The organism is Microbacterium gorillae (genome assembly GCF_050990725.1).
In the GTDB taxonomy this organism is placed as follows: Bacteria; Actinomycetota; Actinomycetes; order Actinomycetales; family Microbacteriaceae; genus Microbacterium; species Microbacterium gorillae_A.
In genome coordinates, this window is record NZ_CP158844.1 from 589375 (window position 1) to 601686 (window position 12312).

At 67.1% G+C, this 12312-nt stretch carries 12 protein-coding genes; 8 read left to right on the top strand and 4 right to left on the bottom strand.

Translation table 11 applies throughout. From position 1 onward, the window contains the following. Positions 1 to 860 precede the first annotated feature (860 nt). Positions 861 to 1247, bottom strand: coding sequence for a DUF488 domain-containing protein (locus ABTV68_RS02670; protein ID WP_433676076.1), 387 nt, complete (start codon positions 1245 to 1247; stop codon positions 861 to 863). A 198-nt stretch (positions 1248 to 1445) separates the two neighbouring features. On the opposite strand from ABTV68_RS02670, the gene ABTV68_RS02675 reads away from it, so the two are divergent. The 4 genes from ABTV68_RS02675 to ABTV68_RS02690 all read left to right on the top strand — a co-directional run bounded on the left by ABTV68_RS02675 (position 1446) and on the right by ABTV68_RS02690 (position 4840). Then, a complete protein-coding gene (locus tag ABTV68_RS02675) occupies positions 1446 to 2207 on the top strand; it encodes an SDR family NAD(P)-dependent oxidoreductase (RefSeq protein ID WP_433676077.1) in 762 nt (253 codons plus the stop codon). Positions 2208 to 2232: 25 nt separating this feature from the next. Next, positions 2233 to 3015 carry an enoyl-CoA hydratase/isomerase family protein gene (locus tag ABTV68_RS02680; protein WP_433676078.1) on the top strand — a complete coding sequence of 261 codons (783 nt, stop codon included), beginning with the start codon at positions 2233 to 2235 and terminating at the stop codon, positions 3013 to 3015. Between the two features lie 67 nt (positions 3016 to 3082). Next, entirely contained in the window at positions 3083 to 3922 is an 840-nt protein-coding gene (locus tag ABTV68_RS02685; RefSeq protein ID WP_433676079.1) for an SDR family oxidoreductase, read from the top strand. A 141-nt stretch (positions 3923 to 4063) separates the two neighbouring features. Beyond that, positions 4064 to 4840, top strand: a complete 777-nt coding sequence (locus ABTV68_RS02690; protein ID WP_433676080.1) for an SDR family NAD(P)-dependent oxidoreductase — start codon at positions 4064 to 4066, stop codon at positions 4838 to 4840. Between the two features lie 158 nt (positions 4841 to 4998). Here ABTV68_RS02690 and ABTV68_RS02695 read toward each other — a convergent pair whose 3' ends face one another. Next, on the bottom strand, positions 4999 to 6018 hold the full coding sequence (locus tag ABTV68_RS02695) for a LacI family DNA-binding transcriptional regulator (protein ID WP_433676081.1): 1020 nt from the start codon (positions 6016 to 6018) through the stop codon (positions 4999 to 5001). Between the two features lie 63 nt (positions 6019 to 6081). Next, positions 6082 to 7299 (bottom strand): Gfo/Idh/MocA family protein, encoded by a 1218-nt coding sequence (locus ABTV68_RS02700; protein WP_433676082.1) that lies wholly within the window; start codon positions 7297 to 7299, stop codon positions 6082 to 6084. A 137-nt stretch (positions 7300 to 7436) separates the two neighbouring features. Between ABTV68_RS02700 and ABTV68_RS02705 the strand changes: the two genes are divergently transcribed. The 3 genes from ABTV68_RS02705 to ABTV68_RS02715 are packed head-to-tail and all read left to right on the top strand — an operon-like array spanning position 7437 to position 10667. Beyond that, positions 7437 to 8384 carry a carbohydrate ABC transporter permease gene (locus ABTV68_RS02705; protein WP_433676083.1) on the top strand — a complete coding sequence of 316 codons (948 nt, stop codon included), beginning with the start codon at positions 7437 to 7439 and terminating at the stop codon, positions 8382 to 8384. A 12-nt stretch (positions 8385 to 8396) separates the two neighbouring features. Further along, positions 8397 to 9314 (top strand): carbohydrate ABC transporter permease, encoded by a 918-nt coding sequence (locus ABTV68_RS02710; RefSeq protein ID WP_433676084.1) that lies wholly within the window; start codon positions 8397 to 8399, stop codon positions 9312 to 9314. Between the two features lie 30 nt (positions 9315 to 9344). Beyond that, positions 9345 to 10667 (top strand): ABC transporter substrate-binding protein, encoded by a 1323-nt coding sequence (locus ABTV68_RS02715; RefSeq protein ID WP_433676085.1) that lies wholly within the window; start codon positions 9345 to 9347, stop codon positions 10665 to 10667. Positions 10668 to 10781: 114 nt separating this feature from the next. Here the strand turns inward: ABTV68_RS02715 and ABTV68_RS02720 are convergent, their stop codons facing one another. Continuing rightward, a complete protein-coding gene (locus ABTV68_RS02720; RefSeq protein ID WP_433676086.1) occupies positions 10782 to 11258 on the bottom strand; it encodes an NUDIX domain-containing protein in 477 nt (158 codons plus the stop codon). Between the two features lie 185 nt (positions 11259 to 11443). Between ABTV68_RS02720 and nadE the strand changes: the two genes are divergently transcribed. Continuing rightward, complete coding sequence (nadE, locus tag ABTV68_RS02725) at positions 11444 to 12262, top strand: ammonia-dependent NAD(+) synthetase (RefSeq protein ID WP_433676087.1); 819 nt, start codon at positions 11444 to 11446, stop codon at positions 12260 to 12262. The last annotated feature ends 50 nt before the right edge of the window (positions 12263 to 12312 follow it).

The following is a 12312-nucleotide window of genomic DNA, read 5'->3' on the forward strand; positions in this document are numbered from 1 at the left end:
CCGCTCTCTACGCCCCGGTTCCTGAGGTCCTTCGTCTCGAACCCGTCCTCACGCGCCCAGCCGCGCCACCACGTTCACGACGGACCAGATTCGCCCGGTCCGAGCACCGGCAGGACGGTGCCGCAGGGGTGAGGCAGATGGCCAGCTGTGTTTCCTCTGTCCGTCCCATGTTCGACGCGCCGGGGTTCCGCGGTGCTGACGGGGTCGTGATCAACGACGGAATCGGTGGCACGCCCGTGACATCCCAGACGGGTGGGACCCCTGGCCGACATCAGGCCTCGACACGAATTCCTGATCAAGTGCTGTTTTTGCGATCCCGCAGAAAGTTCTTGAAAAAAGTTCTGGGTTTCGCGTCATAGATCGTGTGGGTTGCCGTCTGTATGGGTGAGACACCGTATGCGATTCCGGGGGGAGTTGCAGTAGTCGGTGCGAGAGGGGATGGCGATTCGTCGCCATTCGGTGGGGCTGGACCCGATGAGGTCCCACCGTTCCTCGTCTCGTGTGTGGAGCACTGGGGGGTGTTTCCGGAGGGCGCGGGATTGAGGAGAAGTTGAGGCGGGGTGGTTGGCGAGGGGCCACCACCCCGCCTTCTTCTTGCCCCACCCCTGTCCCGCTTCTGAGGCGTTCACCCCTGTCCCGCGTTGCTCCCGGACCCACCCATGACCCGCGAGACTTCCGTGTGTGGGTGAGGATCCGTGCAACGCGGCGATTGTCGCCCGCAGACGCAAGTCTCACGGGGTATCGGGGCGCACGTCTCACGGGTGTTGGCGTCGCACGTCTCGCGGGCGTTAGTGCCGCACGTCTCGCGGGCGTTAGTGCTCGCGGTGTTGGGGGCTCGCGTTTCGCGACGGGGGTCGGCGCTAGGCGTCCGTGTGCTCGACGGGGACGCCGAGGCGCTCTCCGAGCTCCATCGCGAGAACGCCCGCGTGATTGTGCATGGAGTCGCGAGCGCCATAGACGATGGTCACTGTCGGATGTGGTCGCAGCTCCTGCACGAGCGCGGTGAGGCTGGCCGAGGTAGGACCCGCCAGCTCGGCGCGATAGGGGTCGACGAAGTCGCCCCAATGCTCATCGTCTGCGGCGTGCCAGGCTTTGCGCAGCTCAGGTGACGGCGCGACGTCCTTCGCCCAGAGATCCACGGCCGCACGTTCCTTCGTGAGCCCGCGCGGCCAGAGTCGGTCCACCAGCACCCGGTACCCATCGTCGGTACTCGGCCTGTCGTACACGCGCTTGAGCCGGATCTCCATGTGTTCACGCTACCTCTGGACTGCGGGATGAGGGCATCGGGAGAATGAGAGCAGAACGCAGGGGTGACGTGGCACTCAGTCCCGCGTAGGCTGACACAGGATGTCAACCGAGCGGTTCCGGTGATCGACGACGGAGGTCCTTCGTCTCGCTCGCTAGGAACCGCCGCCAGGCAAGACGAAGGGTTCGAAGGAGAACACATGGATATCAGTGGGGCCGGCGCCCTGGTCACGGGCGGCGCGAGCGGACTGGGCAACGCCACCGCGAAGCGTCTTGCCGAGGCGGGCGCGCATGTCACCATCATCGATCTGCCCTCTTCGCGCGGCACGGAGGCTGCCGCAGAGATCGGCGGGACGTTCGTCGCCGCGGATGTGACCGACGCCGCGCAGGTCGCGGACGCCGTCGCCCAGGCGAACGCGGCCGCACCGCTGCGCGTGGTCGTCAACTGCGCGGGAATCGCGCCGCCGGCGAAGGTCTTGGACCGGGAAGGCAACCCGTCGCCGCTCGACGCGTTCGCGAAGATCATCGAGATCAACCTGATCGGCACCTACAACGTGATCGCGCAGGCCTCCGCGGTGATCGCCAAGACCGAACCCACTGACGACGGTGACCGCGGCGTCATCGTGAACACGGCATCGGTCGCGGCCTTCGACGGTCAGATCGGTCAGCCCGCCTACTCGGCGTCGAAGGGCGGCGTGCACGCGATGACGCTGCCGATCGCGCGCGAGCTCGCCCGCTACGGCATCCGCGTGTGCACGATCGCCCCCGGCATCATGGAGACCCCGATGCTCGCCGGCCTGCCCGAAGCGGCGCAGGCGTCGCTGGGTGAGCAGGTGCCCTACCCGCAGCGCCTCGGACGCCCCGACGAGTATGCCCGACTCGTGATGTCGATCGTCGACAACGGGTACCTCAATGGCGAGACGATCCGCCTCGACGGCGCGATCCGCATGGCTCCGAAGTGATCGGCGAACAGAGATGAGCGACACTATGACGGACGACGTCCTCCTGGTCAGCGTCGAGGGGGGCCTCGCGCGGATCACCCTCAACCGACCCACGCGACTCAACGCGTTCGACGAGGCGCTGGCGCGTCGCTGGGAGGCGGTGACGGCCGATGTCGTGGCGCGCGACGACGTGAGCGCCGTGCTGATCGACGCCAACGGTCCCGCGTTCTGCGCGGGCGGCGACGTCGCGGCGATGGCCACCGGTGGCGGATTCGGCGCCGGTGGAATCGAAGCCCTCGCGCATGTGATCAACTCCGGCATCCGCAGCCTCACGGAATCGTCGATCCCCGTCGCGGTGGCTGCTCACGGCACCACGGCAGGCGGCGGACTCGGCATTCTGCTCACCGGCGACTACGTGGTCGCGGGCGAGGGATCGAAGATCGGCAGCATCTACGCGAACATGGGTCTGACTCCCGACCTGTCGGTGACGGAGGCGCTGTCGCGGGCGATCGGCGAGCGTCGCGCGCTGCAGCTGGTGCTCACCGATCGCCTCCTCACGTCCGCGCAGGCGCTGGACTGGGGGCTGGTGGCGGAGGTCGTCCCCGATGCCGACGTGAAGGCGCGCGCCGAAGAGATCGCGCGGGGATGGATCGCGGGTGCTGCTCGCGCGTACGGACAGGCGAAACGACTCATCCGCTCGCGACCCACGCGCACCGCCGTGGAGCAGCTCGCCGAAGAGGCGCGCACCATCGGTGAGGCGTATGGCACCGATGAGGCGCAGGTGCGCATCCAGGCCTTCGCGGCGAAGTCCGCGGGCAAGACGAAGTAAGCATGCCGCCCGCCGCAGCGCTGCGGGCAGCCGATCGCGGCGGAGTCGCCGCATCGAAGGGAACCTCATGACCGAACGCAACCTCGCCGGAAAGACGATTCTGATGTCCGGTGGCAGCCGCGGCATCGGCCTCGCGATCGCGCTGAAGGCCGCCGCTGACGGTGCCAACATCGCACTGTTGGCGAAGACCGACACCCCGCACCCGAAGCTCGAAGGCACCATCCACACCGCCGCCGAGCAGATCCGTGCTGCCGGCGGCCGTGTGCTGCCCATCGTCGGCGACGTCCGCAACGACGACGATGTGACCGAGGCCGTACTCAAGACGCAGGGCGAGTTCGGCGGAATCGACATCGTCGTCAACAACGCGAGCGTGATCGACCTGTCGCGTTCGCTGGATCTGGCTGCGAAGAAGTACGACCTGATGCAGGACGTGAACGTGCGCGGCACATTCATGCTCAGCCGCACCGCGGTGCCGATCCTGCGCGAAGCAGGCAACCCGCACATCCTGTCGTTGTCGCCGCCGCTGAACATCACGCCGAAGTGGCTGGGCGCTCACACCGGCTACACGCTGGCGAAGTTCGGCATGACGATGGCGACGCTGGGTCTGGCCGCGGAGTTCGCGTCCGACGGGATCGCCGCGAACACGCTGTGGCCACGCACGACCATCGCCACCGCCGCCGTGCAGAACCTCCTGGGCGGCGACCAGGTGATGGCCGCGTCGCGCACTCCCGCGATCTACGCCGACGCCGCCTACGCGGTGCTCACTCGCGATGCGCGCGAGCACACCGGCAACACCTACATCGTCGAGGACGTGCTGGAGGAGGAGGGCGTGACGGACTTCTCCGGCTACGCCGCGGTTCCCGGTACTCCCGACGACCGGCTGTTCCCGGACATCTTCCTCGGCTGAGACACGTCGCGAGCGCAGGATCATGCGCCGGATCCCTGACCGTATCGACGGATTGATCATGGATTCGGCGCACCCTCATGCGTTCACGACAGCCGGTTGGTGCGACCAGTCCGGACGCCCGCGGTGGCATAGCCTCGAAGCATGAGTGATGCGTACCTGGCCGGACTGTTCTCCCTCACCAGGCGCACCGCGGTGGTCACGGGCGGAAGCTCCGGGATCGGCGAGGGCATCGCGTACGCACTGGCTGGCGCTGGTGCTCGGACGATCCTTGTCGCTCGCCGCGCCGACGTGCTGGCGGACGCTGCCGACCGCATCCGTGCGGCGGGATTCGAGGCCGACACGGTCCAGGGTGATGTCACGACCCGCGCAGGAGTGACGGCGATCGCCGACGAGGTGCTCGAGCGGTTCGATGCCCCCGACATCCTCGTGACCGCCGCCGGCATCAACCTGCGTCCACCGATGATCGAGATCGACGAGACCGTGTGGGACACCACGATGGCGGTCAACCTCGATGCTCCCTTCCTGCTCGGGCAGCGCTTCGCTCCCGCGATGATCGAGCGCGGCTACGGACGCCTCATCCACGTGAGTTCGCAGCAGGCGCAGCGCCCCTTCGCCAGCAGCGGCGCCTACGGCGTATCGAAGGCGGCGATCGAGGGACTGGCCCGCGTTCAGTCCGAGGCGTGGTCGTCGCACGGTGTCACGTCGAACGCTCTGATCCCGGGATTCGTCCCCACGCCGCTCAACACCCGGCTGTCGTCGAATCCCGAGACGGTCGCCGCGCTCGCGGCCCGAACCACGGTGGGCCGCAACGGGCTCCCTGAGGATTTCGCGGCGGCCGCCGTGTTCCTCGCCGGCCCCGGATCGTCGTATGTCACCGGCCAGGCGATCGCTGTCGACGGCGGGTTCTCCGTCCACTGATCCCGCTCATCAGGGGCGGGCCGCGATCTGTCCGCTCAGCTGCGGAAGCGCCTTTCATCTCGCTTCGCTCGCGCAGGAACCCGTGAGCTCTGCTGCGGGCAGGTCCTTCGTCTCGTTGCGGGGTTCCTGAGCGAGCCGCTGGGCGAGACGAACGGTCCTCAGGCCTCGGGTTCGCCGCAGCCGCAGGACTCCCGCGCCACGAGCGTCGGCGCGAACCCCGTGTAGGCGGTGTGTTCGTCGTGATGCACGATCGCCTTCACCGCGGCGCGTGCCATCTCCTGAATCGGCTGGCTCACGGATGTCAGTGACGGCCACGTGTACTGACCGAGCGGGCTGCCGTCGAACGACGCCACGGCGATGTCCTCGGGGACGCGGACGTCCCGCTCCGCCAGGGCGCGCAGGAAGCCGATCGCCTGTTGATCGGCGCTGATGAAGACTGCCGGCGGACGATCGGTCATGTCGGCGAAATCGTGCCCGGCGCGGTATCCCGCCGCCATGCCGAAATCCACCCGCAGCACCGGCCCGGCCTCGAGTCCGCGCTCGTCGAGCGCCGCGCGCCAACCGTCCTCGCGCGCGTCGCGGGTGCCATCGCGGTAGGTGCCGATCACCAGTCCGATGCGGCGGTGCCCGTGATCGGCGAGATGCCCCACGGCCACCCGCGCACCGGCCTCCAGGTCCACGCCGATTGCGTCGATGCCGTGCACCATCGACGCATTGAGGAAGACGATCGGCACGCCCGCCTGGCGGAGCGGGGCGAGCGCGGCGTCCGACATCGGAGTGCACAGCAGCACCCCATCGACCCGGCGGCGGGCGAAGTGGCGGATGTGGCTCATGCCGTCATCACCGGTGATGTCGGTGGTCGCGATGAGCACGTCCAGTCCGTGACGTGTCGCCTCCCGCTCGACCTCCTCGGCCAGTCCCGCGAACAGCGGGTTGGCGAGACTCGGCAGCACCAGGCCGATCGCCTCGGTGGAGCCGAGCCGGAGGGCGCGGGCCGCGGGATTGGGCTGATAGCCCAGCATCTCTATCGCCTCGCGCACGCGGGCTTCGGTGGCGGGGGAGACATGCTTGGACTCGTTGATCACATAGCTGACCACCGCGCTGCTGACCCCGGCCAGGCGCGCAACGTCATCTCGGGTGGCTCGCGCACGCGCGTTCTGGTGGTCTCGGGGCGACACGTCGATCAGTCTAGGTCCGCTCCCGGTGGCGCGACGCGTGAGCGCCGCGCCACCGGGTCAGCATCAGGCCAGCGATTCCGGGGCGTCGCCGAAGTCCGGAACCGGCAGCCGCTCGCCACCGCGCAGCGCGGACTGGTGGGCGACGATGCCGGGAACCGTATACCGGGCGGCCTCCCAGGCGTTCACCGTCGGGATCGTGCCGTACGCGACAGCGCGGGCGAAGTCGTCGACCAGGAAGTGGTGGCTTCCCTCGTGGCCGTTGGGCAGTCCCTGCAGCTCGGCGGGCAGTCGACCGGCGTCGTGCACCGGGGCGAGTCCGGACACGAACGCATCGCGGAGTGCCGGGTCGACGTCGGCCAGCGACGGGTCATCCAAGCTCATGCTCGGGCGCGACTCGAGGTCGGCCGTGATGTCGGTCCACCCCTCCTTGTTCTGCCAGACCGAGGTCTCGACGAGCTGTTCGAAACTGCCCTCGGTCCCGAAGATGCGGAAGCGGCTCTCCCGGAGATGGGACGGGTAGCCGACGCGGCGGAACTCGTTGATGCGCATCGAGCCGCCGTCGGCCATCTCGAACAGAGCGGTGGCGTTGGAGAAGTCGTTGTCGAACATGCTGACGTCCTTGTCGAAGACGCCGTCACCCCGGTCGTCGCGCACCCCGATGCAGCTGACGCTGACGGCGTGCCCGCCGGTGGCGCCGAGCACACCACCGATGGCGTGCGTCGGGTAGTGCATGGGCGGGTAGCTGGCGGTGCTCTTCCACGCCTCACCTCCGCTGTACTCGTAGGCGGCGTAGAAGCCGAGATCCATGTCGTGGACGTAATCGCCCTCGGCGTAGAAGATGCGGCCGAACGCTCCCGCTTCGCGCTGCTTGCGCCCGTACACCGTGGCGGGGTTGTAGTAGCTGGTCTCGCCCATCATGTAGGTCAGTCCGGTTTCGCGAACCGCGTCGATGATGTTCGAGACCTCTTCGACGGTGAACGCCATGGGGACCGCCGAGTAGACGTGCTTGCCGGCGCGTAGCGCCTGCACGACGAGCGGGCCGTGCGTCCAGCGCTGGGTGAAGATCGCGACGGCATCGACGTCGCTGGCGAGCAGGTCTTCGAAGGTGGGGACGGTGCCGGCAAGGCCCTGTCGTTCGACCAGCGCTTCGGCGCGCTCGGGGAGCAGATCCGTCACGAAAATGTCCGTCACGAGGGGATGGGCCTGCCAGAGCTTGGAGAACTGGCCGGAGAACTGCCCGGCACCGACGATGCCGAGCGAGAAGGGGCGGGGTGTGGTCATGCGGTGAGTCTTGCATTCGGTGGTTACACGAGTCAAGAATCAATTTCTCCCGAAAAAACAATGAAGATTAGCCCTTGCGTTGCTAATGGTTACGCGTGTAGCTTGCCCAGAGGTCGTTCACTGACAACGGAGTACGGATGACGAACACACAGACGCTACGAGCCGCCACGGCTCAGCAAGCGGCTCGGAACAGAGCCGGCGGATCGGGCAGACGGCGCTCGCGCAGTGATGTGCGGATAGCGCTCGTCTTCATCGCGCCGGCGCTCATCGGGCTGCTGCTGTTCTACGTGGTCCCCACCGTGCGCGGGCTCTACTTGAGCTTCACGGAGTACAGCATCCTCGGCGAGCCGGAGTGGATCGGCACCCGCAACTACGAGCGCATCGCGCAAGACCCGCTGTTCTGGAACGCGCTGGTGGTGACCATCGAGTACGTCGTCATCAACATCGTGCTGCAGACGTCGATCGCGCTTCTGCTCGCGGTCCTGATGCAGCGCGTCGCGAAGTCCACCTTCGTGCGCGGCACGCTGCTGATGCCGTATCTGATGGCCAATGTGATCGCGGCCCTGCTGTGGTTCTGGATGCTCGACTACCAGATCGGCATCGTGAACCAGGTGATCGACTGGATCGGTCTGCCGCGGGTCGCGTTCTTCGGCAACCAGGAGTGGGCGATTCCGACGCAGGCCCTCATCAACACCTGGCGTCATGTCGGATACACGGCCCTGCTGATCTTCGCGGGTCTGCAGGCCATCCCGGGCACCGTCTACGAGGCGGCCGCCATCGACGGTGCCGGCCCCTGGCGGACGTTCTCCCGCATCACGCTGCCCCTGCTGCGTCCGGTCCTGGCGCTGGTTCTCGTGGTGACCGTGACCGGGTCGTTCCAGGTGTTCGATACGGTCGCCGTCACCACGGCCGGAGGACCGGTGAACGCCAGCCGCGTGCTGCAGTACTACATCTTCCAGCGCGCCTTCAACGAGCAGGACTTCGGGTACGGCTCCGCCCTCGCCGCCATCCTGTTCATCATCCTCGCCGTCGTGGCTGCGCTGCAGATGAAGTTCCTGCGCGGCAACGAGTCGGATCTGGACTGAGCGGAGATCACCATGACCGAGACCATGAACATCGTCGTTCCCGGCCGTGCACGCCGCCGGCCGCGCCGTCCCCGCTCCGTGCTCGCGTGGATCGTCATCGGCATCGCGATGGCCGTGAGCCTGCTGCCGTTCTACTGGGTGCTGCGCACCTCCCTGTCGCTGAACTCCAAGTTGGCCGGCGGATCGGCGGATCTGCTGCCTGTGGGGTTCAACTTCGGCGCGTACGAGCGGGTGTTCGGCCTGCAGAGCCCCGCGGAGGCGATCGCGCAGGGCGGGTCGGGCGCCTCCATCAACTTCTGGCAGTACCTGGGCAACTCGTTCCTCTTCGCCGGGATCACCACGGTCTGCGCCGTGTTCTTCAGCTCGATGGCCGCCTACGCCTTCTCTCGGCTGCAGTGGCGTCACCGCGACAAGGTGTTCGGACTGTTCCTGGCCACGGTGCTCGTCCCGCCGATCTTCACCGCGCTGCCGAACTTCCTCCTGGTGCGAAACCTCGGGCTCCTCGGCACGATGCTCGGACTGGTGCTGCCGTACCTGTTCATGACCCCCTTCGCGATCTTCTTCATGCGGCAGTTCTTTCTGAACATGTCACGGGAGGTCGAGGAGGCGGCGATGCTCGACGGCGCGCAGCACTGGCGCATCTTCTTCCAGATCGTGCTGCCCAACGCGGCCGCCCCACTCGCCACCCTGGCACTGCTCACCTTCATCGGGCAGTGGAACGAGTACTTCTGGCCGCTGTTGGTCTCTGACGAGAGCACGCGCGTGCTCACGGTGGGGCTCGGGGTGTTCAAGTCTCAGTCGCCACAGGGCGCCCCGGACTGGTCCGGTCTGATGGCCGCCACCCTCGTCTCCGCCCTGCCCGTTCTCATCATCTTCCTCGCGTTCGGAAAGCGGATCGTCAATTCGATCGGCTTCTCCGGCATGAAGTAACCCCTGCACCACTTTCGAAAGGACCCCTCGATGAAGAAGAAGTTCCTTGCTGCCGCAGCCGCCCTCTCGGTCAGCGGTCTGGCGCTCGCCGGCTGCTCCGGGGGTGGCGACGGTGGAGACTCGGCCGGCACCATCAACTACTGGCTGTGGGATGCGAACCAGCTCCCCGCCTATCAACAGTGCGCCGACGATTTCCACGCCGCGAACCCCGACCTCACGGTGAAGATCACCCAGCTCGGCTGGGACGACTACTGGAGCAAGTTGACCAACGCGATGGCGGCGGGCAACGCACCGGACGTCTTCACCGACCATCTCGCCAAGTACCCCGACTTCCTCAAGACGAAGCAGCTCGTGGCGCTCGACGACGTGAAGATGGGCGACTACGCCGATGGCCTCGCCGATCTGTGGGTGGGGCAGGACGGTACGCGCTACGGCGTTCCGAAGGACTGGGACACCATCGCGCTGTTCTACAACAAGGCGATGCTCGCCGATGCGGGACTCACCGACGCCGACATGGCCGACCTCACCTGGAACCCGGAGGACGGCGGCACGTACGAGAAGGTGATCGCTCACCTCACGGTGGACGAGAACGGCAAACGCGGCGACGAAGCCGGCTTCGACAAGAACAAGGTGGCCGTGTACGGTCTCGGTCTCGCGAACTCCGGCGGCGGAAACGGCCAGGCGGAGTGGAGTTACCTGACCGGCACGACGGGATGGACGCACACCGACAAGAACCCCTGGGGTACGCACTACAACTACGACGACGAGCGCTTCCAGGACACCATCGCGTGGTGGGCCGGGCTCATCGACAAGGGCTACATGCCGAAGCTGGAGACGACGGTCGGCGCGAACATGGCCGACACGTTCGGTGCAGGCAAGTCGGCGATCAACGCGCATGGCTCGTGGATGATCGGCCAGTACACCGGCTACGAGGGGATCGAGGTGGGGATCGCACCGACCCCGGTGGGTCCCTCCGGCACGAACGCCTCGATGTTCAACGGTCTCGCCGACTCGATCTGGGCCGGCACCAAGAACAAGGACGCTGCGATCTCCTGGGTCGAGTACCTCGGATCCTCCGCCTGCCAGGACGTCGTCGGCGAGAAGGCGGTGGTGTTCCCTGCCATCCCGTCGGCCGCAGAGAAGGCGAAGGAGGCGTTCGCGGCGAAGGGCGTGGACATCGAGCCCTTCCTCCAGCACGTCACCGATGGCACCACCTTCCTCTTCCCGATCACCGACAACGCGGCGAAGATCGACGGCATCATGAAGCCCGCGATGGACGCCGTTCTCTCGGGTCAGGCCCCGGCATCGTCGCTCACCGCGGCGAACGACCAGGTGAACGCCCTGTTCCCGTGATGTGAGACGTCACGTGCGCCGCGGGCCCGAGCTCGCGGCGCACGTGGCGTTTTCATGTGAGGGCGCGGCTGCGGGCTCCGGCCTTTGCCGCCGCGGGGAATCGGAGATTTCGGCTCAAGCCGGGATGTCCGGCGGGAATCCCATCGCGGTGTCCAGCGGAAGGTCGTCATCGCGCAGCCCGTTCAGCACCGCGCGCTCGTAGGCGGGGATCGGCGCAGGGAGGGCGGCGAGTGAGTGCCACTCGATTCGGCTCGCCTTATCCGGCTCCATGATGCGTGGCACCCCTTCCCATCGGGTGGCGGTCCAGAACCAGTCGACCCGTTGCTCGCGCAGATCGGCGGATCCATCTGTGCGCTGCATGACCGTGATCAGTGTGAGATGTTCGCGCGCAATGGCTACGCCGAGTTCCTCGCGCGCCTCACGGACAGCTGCCGCGCGTGCCGTCTCGCCGGCCTCGATATGGCCCGCAGCGCCGGCCACCCAATGACCATCCATGTAGCCCGTGTTCTGCCGTTGCTGTAGCAGAACCTCACCACCTCGGCGAAGGTAGATGTAGGAAGCCGGAATCAGTGCGAGGCGGTGGCGGCTCATGCCATCAGCGTAGGCGGGCCTCGGATCCTGACGCGGTTCGGTTGTCCTCGAAGGTATGAACCTGCGCCGAATCCACGAGCGGATCGCGAAAAGGCTCATGGATTCCGGCGCACCTTCCTGCGCTCGCGCACGTGGGTGCCGCGTGACGTAACACGCGTGACACACCGCCGTCGCATACTGGAGGCATGACAGCGCTGCAGCAGGAGATCATCGACGCCCTCGGTGTGAAGCCGACCATCGACGCCACCGCGGAGGTGGAGCGTCGGATCGAGTTCCTGATGGAGTACCTGCGCACCACGGGGGCGCGGGGTTACGTGCTCGGCATCTCCGGCGGGCAGGACTCGACCCTCGCTGGACGTCTCGCACAGCTCGCCGTCGAGCGACTCCGCGCGGAGGGTCACGAGGCGCTGTTCGTGGCCATGCGCCTGCCGTACAAGGTGCAGCACGACGAAGCCGATGCACAGGCCGCGATGTCGTTCATCGCTGCGGACCGCGAACTCACCGTCAACATCGCCGAGGCGGTGCAGGGGATGGAGAACGCGATCGAGGCCGCCGGCGACGAGATCAGCGACTTCAACCGTGGCAACATCAAGGCGCGCACCCGCATGATCGCCCAGTTCACGGTGGCGGCTCAGCACGGGCTGCTGGTGATCGGGACCGACCACGCCGCGGAAGCGGTCACGGGATTCTTCACGAAGTTCGGTGACGGCGCGGCGGATCTCACGCCGCTCGCGGGGCTGAACAAGCGCCAGGGGCGCGCGCTGCTGCGCGTGCTCGGGGCTCCGGAGCACCTGGCCACGAAGGTGCCGACGGCCGACCTTCTCGACGACAAGCCCGGTCGCACGGATGAGGACGAACTGGGCCTCACCTACGAGCAGATCGACGACTTCCTCGAGGGCAAGACGATCGATGCCGCAGCGGCCGGGAAGCTGGAGGCGAAGTACCTCGCCACCGAGCACAAGCGTCACCTCCCCGTGGTACCCTTCGACACCTGGTGGCGCTGACCCGGTTTTCGGGCGTCCACCTTTCGGTTCCTCAGCGCTCGTCGTCTCGC